Origin of the sequence: Nocardioides sp. Soil805 (assembly GCF_001429625.1) — a bacterium.
Classification (GTDB): domain Bacteria; phylum Actinomycetota; class Actinomycetes; order Propionibacteriales; family Nocardioidaceae; genus Nocardioides.
In genome coordinates, this window is the sequence record NZ_LMSU01000001.1 from 377,514 (window position 1) to 395,593 (window position 18,080).

Here is an 18,080-nt window from a genome sequence, read left to right on the forward strand (position 1 = left end):
GTCGCGGACGGCACCCTAGGCTGGGGTCATGAGCACCTGTGCACGGTGCGGCCATGAGCTCGGGGTGGGCCGCTTCTGCACCAACTGCGGGCACCCGATCGGCCAGCCCGTCCCCGAGTCCGAGGTGCTCCCCCGTCTCGACGAGGCAACGTCCGCGACGCCCGGACCGGCCCCGCGCCCGCTGCGACCGCCGTGGTTGCTGGCCGTCGTCGGCGCGGTCCTGGCCCTGTTGCTCCTCGTCGTTCTCGTCTCCTGCCTGGGGGGCGACGAGGACGCCGCGGAGCCCGCCGGCACCCCGGGCGGCCCGTCGACCGAGGGTCCCGAGACCGCCGGTGGGCAGCGCCGGCCGGTCGACGTCGCACCCCGCGCCCGCATCGAGGCCCCGGCGCCGGCGCCGGTCACGACCGACCTCGACGGCAGCACCGTGGGATTCGCTGCGGACCAGATGGTCGACGGCGTCCCCCAGACCTCGTGGCGCGTCAGCGGGGACGCCACCGGCAGCACCATCACCTTCACGTTGCGGCGGCCCACCACACTGACCTCCGTCGGGCTGGTCAACGGCTACGCCAAGACCGTGCCCGACGGGTCGTCCCTCGTCGACTGGTACCCGCTCAACCGGCGCATCACCCGCGTCCTGTGGGTCTTCGACGACGGCTCCACGGTGGGCCACGACCTCCGCGAGGTGCGCCGGCTCCAGCGGGTGCGGATCGACCCGGTCACGACCCGGACCGTGGAGCTCCGCATCGCCACCGTGACGCCGCCCGGAGCGGGGCCCCTGGGTCGCGACTACACCGCGATCAGCGAGGTCGTCCTCTCCGGCACGCCCGCCTGAGCAGCGCGACGGCCGGACCCCACCGGGGCCCGGCCGCGCGTCGTACGACCTGCGTCACTTCACCTCGGAGCGCATCACCAGGGCCAGGCCCACGGCGAGCGGCGCGACCAGCCAGACGACGCTGCTGGTGCCGAGCTGGGCCCAGTACTCGCCCGTCATGGTCCCGTCGTAGAGCCGGGAGCTGGCGTAGTTGAAGTCGACCCACGGCTGGAGGTCGGCGAACCACGACTGCGCACCGGCGAGCAGCATCAGCAGGCTCGGCAGCACGAGCGAGTAGACGAAGTAGGCAACGATGGCGGCCGCCGAGCTGCGCAGCAGCACGCCCAGCATGAAGCCGACGGTCATGCCCAGCACCTGGGCCAGCACGATGCCGGCGAACTCCGACACCGACACGTTCCACGTCGTGTCGACACCCGCGATGGCGGAGCCGACCACGTTGCCGAGCGCTCCGACGACGAGAGCGACGAACATCGACACCACGCCGACGAGGACGGCCGAGATCGCCTTGGCGGCGATCGTGCGGCCGCGGCGCGGGATCATCGTGTACGTCGTGAGGCCGGTGCGCTGGGTGTACTCACCGGTGACCGACAGGATCGCGATCATCGGCAAGATGATCGACATCGGGATCCCGATGGCACTGGCGAAGAGCTGGAAGTCGATGTCCGCGTCGGGCGCGAAGAGGATCGCCGCCCCGGTGGCGAGCACCGAGAGGATCGCGATGCTCATCAGCATCCAGAAGCCGGCGCGGGTGTCGAACATCTTGCGCAGCTCGACGCCGACGATCCGGCCCATGCCGATCGGTGGGACCGCCCTGCGCTCGCGCGGGGCAGCCGTGGTGGGGAGGGTCGTGGGCTGGACGGTCGTGGCGGTCATGCCGCTGCTCCTTCTCGCTGGGTGTCGGAGGTGAGCTCGAGGAACATGTCCTCCAGGCCGGCGCCGTCGCCGGACCTCAGCTCGGTGAGGGGGACGCCCGCGCCGAGGGCGACGCGACCGACCAGATCGGGGGTGGCGTCCGTGCGCAGTCCGCCGTCGACGGCGCTGCAGGAGACGCCCGCGGCGGCCAGGGCCTGCCCGAGCACCTCGGCGTCGGGGGTGCGGACCAGGGTGCCGGCCCCCGCGAGCAGCTCCGCCTTGGTGCCCTGCGCGACGATCCGGCCGTGGCCGATGACCACGATGTCGTCGGCGATCACCTCGATCTCGTGGAGGAGGTGGGAGGACAGCAGCACGGTGCCGCCCCGCTGCGCGAAGTCGCGCAGCAGGTCGCGCATCCAGCGGATGCCCGCCGGGTCGAGGCCGTTGGCCGGCTCGTCGAGGATCAGCACCCGGGGGTCGCCGATGAGGGCGGCGGCGATGCCGAGCCGCTGCCGCATGCCGAGGGAGTAGTTGCGGACCCGGCGGCCCGCCTCCAGCGGCGTGAGGCTGACCAGGTCGAGCATCTCGTCGACGCGCCCCTTCGGCAGCCCCATGGTGCGCTGCGCGATGGTCAGGATCTCGCGACCGGTGCGCCCGGCGTGCTGGGCCGAGGCATCGAGGAGGACCCCGACCTCGTGGCCGGGGTTGGTCAGGTCGACGAAGCGGACGCCGTCGATGAGGGCGGAGCCCGAGGTGGCCGGGGTGAGGCCGACCATGATCCGCATGGTGGTGGACTTGCCCGCGCCGTTGGGTCCGAGGAAGCCGGTGACCCGGCCGGGCCGGGCGGTGAAGGTGACGTCGTCGACGGCCGTGAAGCCGCCGCGCCGTCCTGAGCCTGTCGAAGGGTACGTCCGGGTGAGTGACTCGACTGTGATCATGGGCCCCACGCTCTCCCGGGCGGGCACCCGCGCACATCGGGGACAACGCTGGGAACGACCACGGCCGCACCCCGAGGTCGTCTCGGGGTCGCCCCCGAGGTGCTCCTCCTAGGCTGGTCCCGTGCCGCGCACCGTCATCACCTCCATCAGCGGCCCCGAGCAGCTCGCCGCGGCGGTCGAGGTGTGGGCCTCGGCCCGCGAGGCGGTCGGCGGCACGCCCACCGGCCAGCGTCGCGCGCGGGTGGAGGCGAAGGTCCGCGACAGCCCGGTCGCCCTGCTCGCGACGTACGGCGCCCGTCCGGCCGGCATGGTGGTCGCCGAGCCGTACGCCGAGGGCGGGGTCGAGGACCCCGCCTGCGGGCACGTGGCGATGGTCTTCGTCGATCCCCGCTACTGGGGCAGCGGCATCGGTGGCGCACTGGTCCGGGCGCTGCAGGCGACGCCGGAGGGCACGGCGTGGACGCGGCTCAGCGTGTGGACCCGCGCCACCAACCGCCGCGCACTGCGCCTCTACGGCTCGTGCGGCTTCGTGGACACCGGGGACCGGGCCAGCCTGCACGAGGGCGAGGAGATCATCCGCCTGGAGTGGCGGCGACCCGGCTGAGCACGGCAGCGGCGCGCCGGGCGTCGTCGGTGCTGACGTCGAGGTGCGTCACGAGGCGTACGGCGCGTGGTCCGACGGGCGCGACCCGCACGCCCTCCTCGGCGGCCCGTGCGACGAAGCGCGCCGCGTCGTCGCGCTCGACCACCACGATGTTGGTGTCCACCGTGGCGGGGTCGACGCCGCACGCCTCCGCGAGCAGCCGGGCGTGCGCGTGGTCGTCGGCCAACCGCTCGACGTGGTGGTCGAGGGCGTGCAGGCCGGCCGCCGCGAGGATGCCGACCTGGCGCATCCCGCCCCCGAGCCGCTTGCGCCACACCCGGGCCTCGGCGATCGCGTCGCGGCTGCCGATCATGAGCGAGCCCACCGGGGCGCCCAGTCCCTTGGACAGGCACACGGCCATCACGTCGGCCACCGCGCCGTACTCCACGAGCGGGGTGCCGGAGGCGACGTGCGCGTTCCAGATGCGGGCCCCGTCCATGTGGATCCGGGTGTCGACGCCGTCGGCCCAGGCGCGCAGCGCGCGCAGGTCCTCGACGGGCAGCACGGTCCCCCCGGCGAAGTTGTGCGTGCACTCCACCGACACGGCGGCGGTGGCGACGAAGAAGGGCCCCATGTCGGGGGCGTACAGCCGCTCGATCGCGGGCAGGTCGACCTGTCCGCGCGGGTCCGTCCAGGTGCGCATGGTCAGTCCGGTGATCGCCCCGTGCGCGCCCAGCTCGGCGCGGGCGATGTGGGCGCTGGACTCGCAGAGCACCTCCTGCCCGACCCCGACGATGCTGCGGACGGCCAGCACGTTGGCCAGCGACCCGGTCGGGGTGAAGAGCGCCGCCTCGTGGCCGAACATCGCGGCGACCCGGTCCTCCAGCGCGTTGACGGTCGGGTCCTCGGCGTAGACGTCGTCACCCACCTCCGCGGTCGCCATCGCGGCCCGCATGGACTCGGTCGGACGGGTCAGGGTGTCGGAGCGCAGGTCGATCACGCGCCCATCCCATCACGTGGCTCAGGGACAGACGTCGTACGTCGTCGGCGGGCCGTTGCTGGGGTGGGGCGTCACCGTCGTTGGGGTCGGCCGGGCGCACGTCGGCGTCTGCTCGTCGGTCGGGTCGGGCTCCCCCGGCTCCCGCTCCTCCTGCGGCTGGTCCAGCGGCGTCACGCGGGGCCGCGGGGGCTCGATCGTGCTCGTGGCCACGAGGTCGTACAGCTCCGGGATCGAGTAGCGCACCCATGCCGCGTCCTCCCCCCGGAGGTACACGCCGGCCTGCCCGATGGGGACGACCAGGACGGGCTCCCCGTCGGTCGGCAGCAGCGCGAGGTCGAACGCCGCGACGTGCGCCTCGTCGCCGCAGTCGTCGCCCACCTCCTCGACCAGGGCCTCCACCTGGTCCTGCGTCAGGTCGAGCTCGGGCTCCCAGTCGCGGCCGCCGTCGACGCTGTGCTCGACCGTGACACCGTCGTCGAGGATCCGCCAGCACATCTCCGGCTCGGTGGGGTCGCACTGCTGGAGCCCGCTCCGCTCCGCGGACGACAGCTGGACCTCGGGGCGCTCGATCGTCCGCGTCGCGTCGATCGTGTAGCTGATCGAGGAGTGCTCACCGATCGTCAGCCGCTGCTCGACCCGGCGAGGACGTCCCGGGAAGTCGCCCTCGACGCGGGACGCCGAGGTGAGGGCCATGCCCTCGGCGCAGCCGGTCGCAGCCGTGGCCAGCACCGCGACGGGCAGGACCGCCATCCCGGACCCGACCGCCACCACTCGACGCCACGGCAGCGCCGGCGACCGTCGTACCTGTCGGTCGACCCACCACGCGACTCCGAGCGCGGGCAGCGCCAGGAGGTCGGTCACGTCGGGTCGGATCAGGGTGGGCACGCCGCTCAGGCTCCAGGCCGCGCTGGTGGCGGCCGCGCCGGTGGCGGAGGTCTTCGCGACGACGAACCCGACCCCGGTCAGGATGGTCGCGGTCGGCGCCGGGTGGCGCAGGCCGAGCGCGGCGAGGAGCACCGCGAGGAGCAGCGGGGCCACGACCAGGCCCACCACGTCGCTCAGCTTGCCGGTCAGGATCCCGGGGTACGCCTGCTTCAGGACGTGGTCGTTGAGGACCAGCACGACGAGCGCGAGGACCGACGCGGGCGCGGCCAGGGCCCGGAGGGCGTGGGCCACCTCGGTCCCCCGTGCGCGCGCCATGGCGCCCAGTGTGGGTCAGTGTCGCGACCGCGGGGCGGGAACGCCGACATCCGCGTGGGTCAGGCCGTGCGCGCTCTGTGTCTCGACCCGCCGTCGCCCGTGCTCGCGAGCTCGCCCGAGCGGGCTGGCTCGACCCTCCTCGGTCGCGCCCGTCCTTCGTTCCTCAGGACGTGCGCGCTCGGAGCATCTCGGCGACGAGGAACGCGAGCTCGAGGGACTGCACCCGGTTGAGCCGCGGGTCGACGACCGACTCGTAGCGGTGCGCGAGGCCGTGCTCGTCGATCTCCTCGCCACCGCCGACGATCTCGGTGACGTCGTCGCCGGTCATCTCGACCATCATCCCGCCGGGCACGGTGCCGAGAGCACGGTGCACGTCGAAGAAGCCCTGGATCTCGTCCAGCACGTCGTCGAAGCGTCGCGTCTTGTAGCCGGTCGACGCCTCGAAGGTGTTGCCGTGCATCGGGTCGCTCACCCACGCCACCTGCACGCCCTCCGCGGTGACCTTCTCGACCAGCGGCGGGAGGCCGTCGCGGACCTTGCCCGCACCGAAGCGGGTGATGAAGGTGAGCCGGCCGGGCTCGTTGTCGGGGTTGAGCCGGGCCGCCAGCGCGAGCGCCTCGTCGGGGGTGGCCGTCGGGCCGAGCTTGACCCCGATGGGGTTGCGGATGTGGCGGAAGTACTCCACGTGGGCGCCGTCGATCTGGCGGGTGCGCTCCCCGATCCAGACCATGTGGCCCGAGACGTTGTAGGGCTGCTCGGTGCGCGAGTCGATGCGCGTCATCGCGTGCTCGTACTCCAGCAGCAGCGCCTCGTGGCTGGCGTGGAAGTCGACGCGGTGGAACTCGTCGGGGTCGGCGCCGATGGCCTTCATGAAGGTCAGCGCGCGCTCGATCTCGCCGGCCATCAGCTCGTAGCGCTGGGCGTAGGGCGACTCGCGGACGAAGTCGTTGTTCCAGGTGTGCACCTGGCGCAGGTCGGCGTAGCCGCCGGTCACGAAGGCGCGGACGAGGTTGAGGGTCGCCGCGGACGAGTTGTAGACGTCCACGAGGCGCTGGGGGTCCGGGATGCGCGACTCGGGGGTGAACTCGAAGCCGTTGACGGCGTCGCCGCGGTAGGCCGGCAGGGTGACCGGGCCGTCGGGGGTATCGCGGGTCTCGAGGTCGCTGGAGCGGGGCTTGGCGTACTGGCCGGCCATGCGGCCGAGCTTCACGACCGGCACCGACGCGGCGTACGTCAGCACGACGGCCATCTGCAGCAGCACCCGCAGCTTGTTGCGGACGTTGTCGGCGGTCACGCCGTCGAACGTCTCGGCACAGTCGCCGCCGGCGAGCAGGAACGCCTCGCCCCGGCTCACGGCCGCGATCTTGTCCTTGAGCTCGTCGCACTCGCCCGCGAAGACGAGCGGGGGCGCGGTGCGCAGCCGTGCCACGGCCTTGCCGACCGCCGCCTGGTCGGGGTACGTCGGCTGCTGGGCCGCGCCGAGGGCGTGCAGCTGGTCGAGGGTGGGGATGGTGCTCACCCCTCAAGGGTACGGCGGGTGGGCGCCGCGGCCCGACTCGTGACCGGTGGGCGGTCCCCCGGCCCGCCCGGCACGCTCAGCGAGCGTCATCCTCCATGCGCTCGATGTCGCGGAAGCCGGTCTTCTTGGCGCGGATGCCGCGGTTGGTCAGCCACGTGAGCGCCCACAGCACGATGCCGAGCAGCAGCAGGCCGCCCGCGATCTTGTACTGGATCATGTCCGCCTCGGTGCGCGCCCAGGGGCCGAGCAGGTAGGCGCAGCAGAGGGCGCCGACCACCGGCAGGAACGTCGGGGCACGGAACGCCTTCTCCGGTGTCGGGTCCCGGCGCAGCACGAGGCAGGCGATGTTGACGACCGTGAACACCGCCAGCAGCAGCGTGGCCGTGGTGCCCGACAGGGCACCGACCACCGAGTTGTCGGACATCAGGGTCACCACCGTGATGAGGCCCAGCGCCAGCAGCGTGGTGAAGAGGATCGCGGTCCACGGCGAGCGGCGTCCGGGCAGCACCTTGCCGAGGCTGCGCGGCAGCACGTCCTGCTGGGCCATGCCGTAGATGAGCCGGCTGGCCATCAGCATGTTGATCAGGGCGGTGTTGGCGACGGCGAAGACGGTGAGGAACGGGAAGAGCTTGTCGATCGGCAGGTCCGGCACCCCGATCTTGACCACGTCGAGCAGGATCCCGGCCTCGGCGTTGGTCGGCTCGGCGATCTGGCCCGCCGGGATGACGGCCACCACCGAGACGGCGACGAGCATGTAGATGACGACCGCGATGCCCAGCCCGGTGAGCATGGTGCGCGGGAAGATGCGCATCGGGTCCTGGGTCTCCTCGACCATGTTGACCGAGTCCTCGAAGCCGACCATGGAGAAGAACGCGATGGCGGTGGCGACGGTGACGGCCATGAACAGGCCCTTGTCATCGGGGTTCTCGAAGACCGTGATGCGTCCCAGGTCGGCGTCGCCCTTGCCGACGACGTAGAAGCCGATGGCGATGACGATGGCCAGTGCCGTCATCTCGACGATGGTGAGCAGCACGTTGAACTTCACGCTCTCGCCCACGCCGCGCAGGTTGATCGCGGCCAGCAGCACCATGAAGAGCATCGCGGTGATCAGCGTGGTGGTCGTCGACGGGCTGTCGTTGCCGAAGCCGATCAGCAGGTTGGCCGCCAGCAGGTTGGACGACGTCGACGCGCTGGTGATGCCCGAGCAGACCACCGTGAACGCCACCAGGAACGTGACGAAGTGGATGCCGAAGGCCTTGTGCGTGTAGAGCGCGGCACCGGCCGCCTGGGGGTACTTGGTGACCAGCTCGAGGTAGGAGAACGCCGTCACCGTGGCCACCGCGAAGGCGACCAGGAAGGGCAGCCAGGCGATGCCGCCGACCTGCCCGGCCAGCTTGCCGGTGACGGCGTACACGCCCGCCCCGAGGATGTCGCCGACGATGAACAGCAACAGCAGCTTGGGGCCCATCACCCGCTTGAGGTCGGGCTCCGGGCCGTTGACGTCGGGCTCGGCAGTGCGGCTGCTCATGGCCACTCCCCCTCGAGAGTCGTGATGAATTCCCTCACTCTGGACTCGCGAGGGGGTCAAGGCAAGCACCCCCGCTGACGCGGTCAGCCGAAGAAGACCTGCGCCTCGGCGTACTCCTGCTCGCTGACCAGCTTGAGCTCGCCGGTGCCCTCGATGAGCGGGAGTCGCTCGATCTTCGTCCCGCGCAGCGCCATCATCGTCCCGAAGTCCCCGTCGGCGACCGCGTCGATGGCGTTGAGCCCGAAGCGGGTGGCCAGCCAGCGGTCGAAGGCCGTGGGCGTGCCGCCGCGCTGGATGTGGCCCAGGACGACCGCGCGGGCCTCCTTGCCGGTGCGCTGCTCGATCTCGCCGGCGAGCCGGTCGCCGATGCCGCCCAGGCGGACGTGCCCGAAGGCGTCGAGCTCGCCGCTGACCAGCGTCATGTCGCCACCGTCGCGCGGCACGGCGCCCTCGGAGACCACGATGATCGGGGCGTACTTGCTCTCGAAGCGCGTCTCGACCCGGGCGCAGACGTCGTCGATGTCGAAGGGCTGCTCGGGGATGAGGACCATGCTCGCGCCGCCCGCGATCCCGGAGTGCAGCGCGATCCACCCGGCGTGACGACCCATCACCTCGACGACGAGGACGCGGTGGTGCGACTCCGCGGTGGTGTGCAGGCGGTCGATGGCCTCGGTGGCGATGTTGACCGCGGTGTCGAAGCCGAACGTGAAGTCGGTGCCCGACAGGTCGTTGTCGATCGTCTTGGGCACGCCCACGACGTCGACGCCGAGGTCGGCGAGCTTGGTCGCGACACCGAGGGTGTCCTCGCCGCCGATGGCCACGAGCGCGTCGACGCCGTCGCGCTCGAGGTTGGCCTTGATGCGCTCCACGCCCCCGTCCACCTTGAAGGGGTTGGTGCGGCTCGAGCCCAGGATCGTGCCGCCGCGCGGGAGGATGCCGCGGCACTGCTCGACGCCGAGCTCCATGGTGAGTCCCTCGAGGGGGCCCTTCCAGCCGTCGCGGTAGCCCACGAACTCGAAGCCGTGACCCTGCACGCCCTTGCGGACGACCGCCCGGATGACGGCGTTGAGGCCGGGGCAGTCCCCACCTCCGGTGAGCACTCCGACGCGCATGCTGATCTCCTCTGTGTTGGCTGGGTCGCCGACCGTGTTGGATCGATCAAAGACCTTGTGAGCGTAGTCACTCCTCACCTCCGCTGCCAACGGGTCCGTCCCGCCGCCCGGACGCCGCCCTGAACTTCCACTCACCTGAGCGGAAGAACACCCCGGCAGCCCGCCAGGACCCTGCACTTCCACGCACTCGCTCGGAAGTGCGGGCCGCACCCTCGCCGGTCCGGGTCAGTCCTCGGCCGGCGGCGCCACCATGGCGACGAGGTCGGCGACCGAGTCCACGACCTGGCTGGGGCGGTACGGGAACGTCTCGACCTGGTCGGGACGGGTCGAGCCGGTGGTGACCAGGATGGTGCGCAGCCCGGCCTCGAGGCCCGAGACGATGTCGGTGTCCATCCGGTCGCCCACCATCACGGTGGTCTCGGAGTGGGCGTCGATGCGGTTGAGCGCGTTGCGCATCATCAGCGGGTTGGGCTTGCCCACGTAGTACGGCGCCCGACCGGTCGCCGTGGTGATGAGCGCGGCCACCGAGCCGGTGGCCGGCAGGGTGCCCTGCTGGCTGGGACCGCTCACGTCGGGGTTGGTGGCGATGAAGCGGGCGCCGGCCTCGATGAGCCGGATCGCCCGGGTGATCGCCTCGAAGGAGTAGGTGCGCGTCTCCCCCAGCACCACGTAGTCGGGGTCGCGGTCGGTCATCACGTAGCCGATGTCGTGCATCGCGGTGGTCAGCCCCGCCTCCCCCACGACGTACGCCGTGCCCTCCGGCCGCTGGTCGGCGAGGAACTGGGCGGTGGCCAGCGCGGAGGTCCAGATCGCCGTCTCGGGGACGTCGATGCCGCTGCCGAGCAGCCGGGCTCGCAGGTCGCGCGGGGTGAAGATCGAGTTGTTGGTCAGCACCAGGAACCGGCGACCGGACGCCTTGAGCGCCTCGACGAAGTCGGCGGCGCCGGGGATGGCGTGCTCCTCGTGGACCAGCACGCCGTCCATGTCGGTCAACCACGTCTCGATGGGGCGGGACTCGAGCGGCACCTGGGTCGTCATGGCGCCATTGTGTCGCCTCCCGACCCCTCGGCCCACGCCACTAGGGTCGGGCCATGACGTTCTCCATCGTGGCCCGCTCCGACGACGGCGAGTCCTGGGGCGTGGCCGTCGCCTCCAAGTTCCTCGCGGTCGGGTCGGCCGTCCCCGCAGCCGTGGCGAAGGTGGGGGCCATCGCGACGCAGGCCGAGGCCAACGTGGCCTGGAAGTTCGTGGCGCTGGCGCACCTCGACGACGGCGCGACCGCCGAGGTGGCGCTGGCCCGGCTGGTCGAGGAGGACGACAAGCCCGAGCACCGCCAGGCCGGGATCGTCGACTCCGACGGCAACGCGGCGACGCACACCGGCGCGGAGTGCTACGACTGGGCGGGCGGCGTGACCGGGCCCGGCTACGCGATCCAGGGCAACATCCTCACCGGGCCCGAGGTCGTCCGGGCCATGGAGCTCTCCTGGCAGGGGTCGGCCGGCCGGCCGATCGAGCGGCGGTTGCTCGACGCGCTGCGCGCCGGCGACGAGGCCGGCGGCGACAGGCGGGGACGCCAGGCCGCGGCCCTCCTCGTCGTCCGCGAGGACGCGGGGTACGGCGCGGGCGACGACGTCGCCGTCGACCTGCGGGTCGACGACCACCCGGCGCCGGTCGGCGAGCTCGCCCGGCTGCTCGACCTCAACGACCTCTACCTCACCGCCTCGACCGAGGACGAGAAGGTCGCGATCACCCCCGAGCTCGACGACGAGATCGCCGGGCTCGTGCAGGCGCAGGGCCACCCGGACCTGCGCTCGTGGGTCGGCAGCGAGAACTACGAGATGCGCGTCGACGACGGCGGCACCTGGATCGACCGCCGCGTGCTGGCCATCCTGCGCGGCGACCCGCAGTGAGCCTCCTGGCGATCCACGCCGCCACGACGGAGGTCACCGCCGTCGTGGTCGACCCCCGGGGCCGGATCGTCAGCACCGCCGGCCACGAGCTGGTCCGGCACGCCCCCCGTCCCGGGTGGGTCGAGCACGCTCCCGAGGACATCTGGCAGGCGACCCTCCGCGCGACCCGGGAGGTCCTCGCCTCCACCGACGCCACCGACGTGACGGCCCTCGGCGTCACCAACCAGCGCGGGACCGTGGTGCTGTGGGACCGCGAGACCCTCGGGTCCCCGCGACCCGCGATCGGGTCGCAGGACCGGCGTACGACCGAGATCGTCGCGCGGATGCGGGCCGAGGGAGTCCAGGAGCGCGTCGCCGGACTGCGCCTCGGCCCGTCCTTCGCCAGCACGCTGACGTGGCTGGCCGAGCACGAGCCCCACACCTGGGCGCTGGTGGAGTCCGGCCGGTACGCCGTCGGCACCCTCGACTCCTACCTCGTCGCCCGGATGACCCGGGGCACCTGGCACGCGAGCGACGTGTCCAACGCGAGCAGCACCGGCCTCCTCGACCTGCGCACCGGCGGCTGGTCGGACGAGCTGTGCGGGGTGTTCGGCGTCCCCCGCGACGCCCTGCCCGACCTCGTCCCCTCCTGGGGCGAGGTCGCCGCGTCCGAGCCGCGGGTCTTCCTCGGTCTCGAGCTGCCGATCGCGGGCGTCGCCGGGGACCGGTCGGCCGCGCTCGTCGCCCGGGGGTGCCTCGAGCCCGGGGACGCCCTGTGCGCCCTCGGCCCCGACCCGTCGATCCTCCTCAGCACGGGCCCCGTCCTCGAGCAGCCGGTAGCCGGGCTGCTCCCGACCGTCGCGTGGCGCTCGCCGGTCGGCGAGCCGACCTACGCCCTCGAGGGCCCGCTCGGTGGGCGGGACGTGCTGGAGGCGGTGCCCTCGGTGCGGCGCCTGCGCGTCGACGGCGCGGGGGCCGGCGACGACGTGGCGTGCCAGGCCATGGCCGACCGGACGGGACTGCCGGTCGAGCGAGGGCAGGCCGGCGGGACGCCCGCACTCGGCGTCGCGCTGCTCGCCGGGCTCGGCGACGGGGTGTGGGACTCCCTCGACGGCGTGCGCGACGTGTGGGCGCTGGACCGCCGCTTCGAGCCGGTCAGCGGCTGAGCTTCTCCAGCGCGGCCTCGGCGGCGGCCACGGCCCGCTCCGCCTCGCGCAGGGTGTCGTCGGCCTCCGAGCGCACGTCCTCGGCGTCGGCCAGCTCGTCGTCGTTCTCCTCCTGGGCGGATTCAAGCTCGGAGACCTTGCGCCGCAGCTCGTCGAGCTCCGCCTGGAGCTGGAGGGACCGGGCCTGCAGCTCCTCGACGTCCTGCGCCGCCGCGGCCGCCGCCTCACGCGCCTCGGCCTGCTCGGAGGTCGCGGCCTCCAGCCGCTCCTCGGCGGCCCGGACCGCCTTGGCGTCCGCCTCCGGGTCGGGTACGACGTGCAGCTCGGGACGTCCGACCGGCTCCGGCTCGCGCGCCGTGGCGGTGAAGCCCAGCGCCTCCGGGACGGCCAGCGCGGGCGCCACGTCGACCTCGCCGACGCCGGTGGCCACCAGCGCCGCGACCAGCATCCCGCTGCGGACCGCCTGCGCCGCTCCCTCGTCGACCATGGCGGCCGTCAGCGTCGCCTCGACCTGGTCCGCCACCGCCGGGGTCACCTTGACGCCCTCCTCCCGGGCCAGCCCGCGCGCCTGCGTGGTGACGGCCGCCGTCAGCTGCCGGCGTTGTCGGGTCAGGGCGCGCAGCTCCTCCCCGTCGAGGTTGGCCTGGGCCTCGCGCAGCGCCGTACCGACCTGGAGGACCTGGTCGACCTGCCCGGCGTCGCGGCGTACGAGCAGGTTGACGACCCACGCCGCGAGCGACGGCTTGCGCAGCGACCTGATCCGGGCGGCCAGCTCCTTGTCGGCCTTGTGCTCCTTGACCAGCGCGTCCCGCGCCGGGGTGAACTCCCCGAGCGGGAGCGTGTAGAGCCCGTCGGCGAGCTCGAGGAGCGGGTCGGTCACGCCGTCGATCCTAGGAGCGCGTACTCGAGCTCGGTGGGGTGCGGCACCCACGGGCACTCCTGCTCCACCCCCGTCGGCCCCCAGCCGAGGCGCTCGTAGAGACGCCGGGCCCGGTGGTTGTCGTCCAGCACCCAGAGCCGTCGCGCACCGTGCGCCACCGCGCGGGCGACGCCGGCGCGGCCCAGCCCGGTCCCCCAGGCGTCCGGGTGCACGGCGAGGTGGCGCAGCGACCCGTCGTCGTACGCCGCGAGCGCGAGCAGCCCGGCCTCCCCGTCGACCACCTCGACCACCACCCCGGGGTCGTCGAGCACCAGGGCCCAGCGCGCGAGCACCGCGTCGTCGGGGAACGGGAAGCGGTCGGCCGGGAAGACGTGCGCGAGCCCGACCAGGTTGGCCGCCCGCTCGAGGTCGCGCAGCCCGGGCGCGTCGCCGGGGCCGGCCGTGCGCCAGCCGCTCGCGGCCGTCACGGGCGTCCCGCCGCGGTCCAGGCCGCGTGGCTCGCGCGCGTCCGGTCCCACAGGCCGGTGAGGTCCTCGTGGGCGCCGACCGGCAGCAGGAGGCGCCCGACCAGGGCGTCGCGCCACTCGTCGTACGACGTCAGCTCGGTCTCGACGCGGCCGGTGGCGGTCTGCTCGGTGAGCAGGCACCCGCGGAGTGTGAGGGTGGCCCCGCCGTCACGTCGCTGGACGACGAGCTTGGTGAGGAACGGCGAGTCCGGTCCGGCACTCAGCCGCTGGTGCGCCGCGGCGACGGCCGCGGGGTCGCTCGGGCGCTCGGTGACGACGACGCCGGTGAACGCGCCGGACGGGTCGTGGTCGAAGGTCCACGCCGCCGGTCCCGTGGGACGACCGGCGGCCTGGGCGCCGTACCCGGCCCCGATCGTGTAGCGGAAACCGTCGAGGTGGTGCTCGCCCCGCACCAGGGGCAGCGGCTCGGCGAAGCCGTCGCCGAGACCGGCGTCGACCCACCAGTGCCCGCCGGGGTTGTCCTCGTCGGGCAGGCCGCTGACGACGAGGACGAGGTGGTTGAGGGCGGCGTCGAGGCGCTGCTCGGGGCGGGTCCACACGTGGCCGTGCCGGCGGCTCACCCGGTAGCCCAGGTCGACGAGCAGGGCCTCCAGCGCGGTGTTGTGCTGGAAGCAGTAGCCGAGCCGGCCCCCGCCGCCGGCCCGCTCGACGCAGGCGTCGACGTCCGCCGGATCGGGGCGGCCCAGCATGATGGAGAGGTTGTCGTAGGGGATCCGCTCGACGTGGGCCCGGTGGAGCGCGCGCAACGCCTCGAGCGTCGGCGCCGGTCGCGTGGTGATGCCCAGGCGCGCGAGGTAGGCGTCACTCATCGTCGTCGAGGCCGTGCTCGATCGCCCAGCGGGTGAGCTGGACACGGTTGTTCATCTGGAGCTTGCGCAGGGTGTTCTGCACGTGGTTCTGCACGGTGCGGTGCGAGATGACGAGGCGCTCGGCGATCTGCTTGTAGGACAGGCCCTTGGCGACCATCTTGAGGATCTCGGTCTCCCTCTCCGTCAGCTCGTCGCGCGGGTCGTCGGTCGGGCCCTCCGCCATCCGGCGGAACTCGCCGAGCACCAGCCCGGCGAGGCCGGGGGTGAAGACCGTGTCGCCGGCGGCTACGCGGCGTACGGCGTCGAGCAGCTCCTCGCGCGAGGCGCTCTTGACGAGGTAGCCGGTGGCACCCGCCTTGACCGCCTCGAGCACGTCGGACTGCTCGCCGGACGCGGAGAGGATGAGCACCCGCGCCGCCGGGTCGTGCCGGAGCACCTGGGCGGTGACCTCGACCCCGTTCGGTCCGGGGATCTGCAGGTCGAGCACCACGACGTCCGGGCGGGCGGCGGGGAAGCGCGCCAGCGCCTGGTGCCCGTCGGCCGCCACGGCCACCACCTCGAACCCGGCCGCCGCGAGGTCACGCTCGACCGCGTCGCGCCACATCGGGTGGTCGTCGACGACCATCACCCTCGTCGTCCCACTCGTCGTCCCACTGGTCGTCCCGCTGGTCATGACCGCGAACCTACACACGCCGGTCGGGCGTCCACACCACGGTGACTGGCCGATCGGCGTTCCAGACGTCGTACGCCGCCTGGGTCTGGCCACGCTCGGGATCCCGTCCCGCGCGACGGCAAGGTGGCGGCACATTGCAGGGATGACCGCCCCGTCCGGAGCATGTGCCGCCACTCTGGACGACCACCCAGCGATCTGCCGCCACCCTGGGTTCAGACCACGCCCGCCCCCGCGGTCGGCCGGCCCTGTCGTACGCCGCCAGCTGAGGCCGCGCCAACCGGAGCCGCGACCGCTCCAGTGGCGCTCGCTCAGCGGCGGATTACCCCATCGTGGGGTTGTCCGGCCCACGCCGCCGGTGGTGTGGTGAAGGCCGGGGCTCGGGACGCGGGCCGTCATCTGCCGGGGGATGTTCGGATGAGGCGTGCACTGTCGTTGGCCCTGGCCGCGTCGTCGGCCCTGCTGCTGCTCCTGATCGGCGTCGGCCCGCCGGGCCAGGCCAGTGGCCCCTCGGCGCACGCCGGCCAGTCGGGCAAGGCCACCCCGGCGCACCTCACCGTCGTGCAGGCCGTGCCGGGAGCCACGGTGGACGTCTCCGTCGACGGCCGCTCGGTGGCGCGGGGCGCCGTGGTCGGTGACCTGCTGGGGCCCTTCGACCTCGCACCGGGCAGCCACGAGGTGACCTTCACCGGCGACGGCATGGAGGTGGCCTCGAGCCTGGACGTCACCGCCGGCGACAGCACCGACGTCGTGCTGCACCTGCCGGCGGAGGTCGGCGGCGACCCCGTCGTCCACTCCTACGCCGCCCCGACCGGCGAGATCGGCCCCGGCAAGGCCCGCGTCGTGCTCGCGCACACCGCGACGGTCGCCCCGGCCGACGTGGAGGTCAACGGCGAGACCGTCTTCACCAACATCGCCAACGGCGAGTACGCCGAGGCCGAGGTCCCGGCGGGCACCCACGAGGTCGCGCTGCTGCCGACCGGAGGCACCGGCAAGCCGATCCTCGGACCGCTGCAGGTGCCCCTCGACGCGCGCACCCTGTCGATGATCTACGCCTACGGCAACCCGCGCGACGGCTCGATGAACGTCATCGCGCACACCTCGACGCTAGCCGCCGACGGCGCCGTGCGCCCGACCACCATCGACACCGGCTCGGCGGGCCTTGCCGGCGACCTCGCGGTCACGGCCTTCCACCCGGGCAGATGAACGTGTCCGGGGGCCGCGCCGCGGCCGTCCCGGTGCTCGTGCTGCTCGCCCTGGCCGGCTGCACCCCCGGCCCCGGCCAGGGGCAGGAGGCGCGGGAGCCGGCCGCGGCAGCGTCCGCGTCGCCGGCCCCCGCGTCGGGGTCCACCGCATCCGCGTCCACCGTGCCGGTGACGCCCGCGCAGCGGGCGACCTCCGCGGTCCGGCCCCAGCGGCCGGTGGCCGTCCGGCTGCCCAGCGGCGTCGTCGTACCCGTCCGGTCCGCGTCGACCACGCGCAGCGGCCTGCTGGGCGTGCCGGGAGACATCTCGGTGGCGGGATGGTGGGACGGCGGTGCCCGGCTGGGCGACCCCTTCGGCTCCACGCTGGTGGCCGCCCACGTCGACTCGCGCACGCAGGGCCTCGGACCGTTCGCCGAGCTGCTCACCCTGGCCGGCGGCGAGCGCGTCCGCCTGGACTCGGACGGGCTGACGCAGACGTTCGAGGTGCGCTCGCTGCGCCTGGTCCCGCAGGGGCCGCTCACCCGTCGTACAGGTCTCTTCGCGCCCAGCGGGCCGCGGCGGCTCACGATGGTCACCTGCGCGCCGCCGTACGTCCGCAGTCGCGGCGGCTACCAGCGGCTGGCGGTGGTCACGGCCGTGCCGGTGTCCGCCGCCACCCGGGGCGCGGGCAGATGAGCGACGTCGACGGCCTCGGAACCCCGCGCGTCCTCCTCGTGGGCGCCGTGTTCCTCGGCCTGCTGGTCACCACGCTCGTCATGCTCGCGGTCCGCCTGACCTCCGGCGACACCCCGGCCCTCACCCTCAGCAGCAAGGCCGCCCGGGCAGCCACGCCCCCGCGACCACTCTCCCCCGACGAGACCTACGTCCGCACCGAGGTGCTCCCGTCCGGCGACCTCGAGGTCACCCAGTGGATCCAGAGCAGCGTGCTGCTGTTCACCGTCCAGCTCACCGTGCCGTCCGCGACCGGCACCGGCACCGTCGGCGTCGAGGACGTGCACGTGACGGTGGACGGAGAGGAGACGACGACCCCTCCCCTCGTCGACGGGCCGAGTCGCACCTACACGTTCCTCGGGACCCGCTCGGTCCAGGTCCGCTACCGCTTGACCGGCGCGGTCGAGACCAGCACGTCGGCACCCGGCCGGGGCCTGGTGCGCGTCTCGTCGCTGGACGTCACCTACGAGCCCCCATCGGCGCGCGTCACCCGCTCGGTCCTCGCCGCCGAGGTGCTGTCCCTGGCCTGCTCGCCACCGGTGCCGGGGGCCGCGTCCACACCGTGCGGGACCCAGGACGACGCGACGGCGTGGACCGTCGACCTCACCGGCGAGCGGGCCGACGACCTGGTGCTCGCCCAGGTGACGTTGGAGTGATCG

General features: G+C 73.4%; 19 protein-coding genes. 7 read left to right on the forward strand and 12 right to left on the reverse strand.

From position 1 onward, the window contains the following. The first annotated feature begins 28 nt into the window (after positions 1–28). Positions 29–832 carry a zinc ribbon domain-containing protein gene (locus ASG94_RS01930; protein WP_156411376.1) on the forward strand — a complete coding sequence of 268 codons (804 nt, stop codon included), beginning with the start codon at positions 29–31 and terminating at the stop codon, positions 830–832. 54 nt (positions 833–886) lie between these two features. Here ASG94_RS01930 and ASG94_RS01935 read toward each other — a convergent pair whose 3' ends face one another. Then, the gene (locus tag ASG94_RS01935) at positions 887–1,705 is read right to left on the reverse strand and encodes an ABC transporter permease subunit (protein WP_056924748.1); all 819 of its coding nucleotides are present in this window, start codon (positions 1,703–1,705) and stop codon (positions 887–889) included. Continuing rightward, a complete protein-coding gene (locus ASG94_RS01940) occupies positions 1,702–2,622 on the reverse strand; it encodes an ABC transporter ATP-binding protein (protein ID WP_056924749.1) in 921 nt (306 codons plus the stop codon). Before ASG94_RS01940 ends, ASG94_RS01935 begins: the two co-directional genes overlap by 4 nt. A gap of 121 nt (positions 2,623–2,743) precedes the next feature. Here ASG94_RS01940 and ASG94_RS01945 point away from each other — a divergent pair, with 121 nt between their 5' ends. Further along, complete coding sequence (locus tag ASG94_RS01945) at positions 2,744–3,226, forward strand: GNAT family N-acetyltransferase (protein WP_056924750.1); 483 nt, start codon at positions 2,744–2,746, stop codon at positions 3,224–3,226. On the opposite strand, the gene ASG94_RS01950 is transcribed toward ASG94_RS01945, so the two are convergent. From ASG94_RS01950 to ASG94_RS01975, 6 genes are all read right to left on the reverse strand, one after another. Next, a complete protein-coding gene (locus tag ASG94_RS01950; protein ID WP_082623872.1) occupies positions 3,195–4,205 on the reverse strand; it encodes a threonine aldolase family protein in 1,011 nt (336 codons plus the stop codon). The two genes, ASG94_RS01945 and ASG94_RS01950, sit on opposite strands and share 32 nt — an antisense overlap. Before the next feature lie 21 nt (positions 4,206–4,226). After that, the gene (locus ASG94_RS22115; protein WP_056924751.1) at positions 4,227–5,405 is read right to left on the reverse strand and encodes a hypothetical protein; all 1,179 of its coding nucleotides are present in this window, start codon (positions 5,403–5,405) and stop codon (positions 4,227–4,229) included. A 163-nt stretch (positions 5,406–5,568) separates the two neighbouring features. Then, the gene (locus tag ASG94_RS01960; protein ID WP_056924752.1) at positions 5,569–6,924 is read right to left on the reverse strand and encodes a class II 3-deoxy-7-phosphoheptulonate synthase; all 1,356 of its coding nucleotides are present in this window, start codon (positions 6,922–6,924) and stop codon (positions 5,569–5,571) included. Positions 6,925–7,000: 76 nt separating this feature from the next. Next, complete coding sequence (locus tag ASG94_RS01965) at positions 7,001–8,452, reverse strand: APC family permease (RefSeq protein WP_056924753.1); 1,452 nt, start codon at positions 8,450–8,452, stop codon at positions 7,001–7,003. An 83-nt stretch (positions 8,453–8,535) separates the two neighbouring features. Beyond that, positions 8,536–9,564, reverse strand: a complete 1,029-nt coding sequence (locus ASG94_RS01970) for a 6-phosphofructokinase (protein WP_056924754.1) — start codon at positions 9,562–9,564, stop codon at positions 8,536–8,538. 225 nt (positions 9,565–9,789) lie between these two features. Beyond that, entirely contained in the window at positions 9,790–10,602 is an 813-nt protein-coding gene (locus ASG94_RS01975; RefSeq protein ID WP_056924755.1) for an HAD-IIA family hydrolase, read from the reverse strand. Between the two features lie 53 nt (positions 10,603–10,655). On the opposite strand from ASG94_RS01975, the gene ASG94_RS01980 reads away from it, so the two are divergent. Both ASG94_RS01980 and ASG94_RS01985 read left to right on the forward strand, forming a co-directional pair. Then, positions 10,656–11,474, forward strand: a complete 819-nt coding sequence (locus tag ASG94_RS01980) for a DUF1028 domain-containing protein (protein ID WP_056924756.1) — start codon at positions 10,656–10,658, stop codon at positions 11,472–11,474. Then, on the forward strand, positions 11,471–12,619 hold the full coding sequence (locus ASG94_RS01985) for an FGGY family carbohydrate kinase (RefSeq protein WP_082623873.1): 1,149 nt from the start codon (positions 11,471–11,473) through the stop codon (positions 12,617–12,619). The genes ASG94_RS01980 and ASG94_RS01985 overlap by 4 nt, the downstream gene beginning before the upstream one ends. Here the strand turns inward: ASG94_RS01985 and ASG94_RS01990 are convergent. Genes ASG94_RS01990 through ASG94_RS02005 form a run of 4 tightly spaced genes read right to left on the reverse strand, consistent with a single transcriptional unit; the run spans position 12,609 to position 15,508 of the window. After that, positions 12,609–13,499, reverse strand: a complete 891-nt coding sequence (locus ASG94_RS01990; protein ID WP_056924757.1) for a hypothetical protein — start codon at positions 13,497–13,499, stop codon at positions 12,609–12,611. The genes ASG94_RS01985 and ASG94_RS01990 overlap by 11 nt on opposite strands. Next, positions 13,496–13,966, reverse strand: a complete 471-nt coding sequence (locus ASG94_RS01995; protein ID WP_162260775.1) for a GNAT family N-acetyltransferase — start codon at positions 13,964–13,966, stop codon at positions 13,496–13,498. Before ASG94_RS01995 ends, ASG94_RS01990 begins: the two co-directional genes overlap by 4 nt. Further along, entirely contained in the window at positions 13,963–14,835 is an 873-nt protein-coding gene (locus ASG94_RS02000; protein ID WP_056924759.1) for an arylamine N-acetyltransferase family protein, read from the reverse strand. The genes ASG94_RS01995 and ASG94_RS02000 overlap by 4 nt, the downstream gene beginning before the upstream one ends. Beyond that, a complete protein-coding gene (locus ASG94_RS02005) occupies positions 14,828–15,508 on the reverse strand; it encodes a response regulator (RefSeq protein WP_056924760.1) in 681 nt (226 codons plus the stop codon). Before ASG94_RS02005 ends, ASG94_RS02000 begins: the two co-directional genes overlap by 8 nt. 414 nt (positions 15,509–15,922) lie before the next feature. Between ASG94_RS02005 and ASG94_RS02010 the strand changes: the two genes are divergently transcribed. Genes ASG94_RS02010 through ASG94_RS02020 form a run of 3 tightly spaced genes read left to right on the forward strand, consistent with a single transcriptional unit; the run spans position 15,923 to position 18,077 of the window. After that, positions 15,923–16,711 carry a DUF4397 domain-containing protein gene (locus ASG94_RS02010; RefSeq protein WP_162260776.1) on the forward strand — a complete coding sequence of 263 codons (789 nt, stop codon included), beginning with the start codon at positions 15,923–15,925 and terminating at the stop codon, positions 16,709–16,711. After that, the gene (locus tag ASG94_RS02015; RefSeq protein ID WP_056924762.1) at positions 16,708–17,385 is read left to right on the forward strand and encodes a class F sortase; all 678 of its coding nucleotides are present in this window, start codon (positions 16,708–16,710) and stop codon (positions 17,383–17,385) included. The genes ASG94_RS02010 and ASG94_RS02015 overlap by 4 nt, the downstream gene beginning before the upstream one ends. After that, positions 17,382–18,077, forward strand: a complete 696-nt coding sequence (locus ASG94_RS02020) for a hypothetical protein (RefSeq protein WP_056924763.1) — start codon at positions 17,382–17,384, stop codon at positions 18,075–18,077. The genes ASG94_RS02015 and ASG94_RS02020 overlap by 4 nt, the downstream gene beginning before the upstream one ends. Positions 18,078–18,080 lie beyond the last annotated feature (3 nt).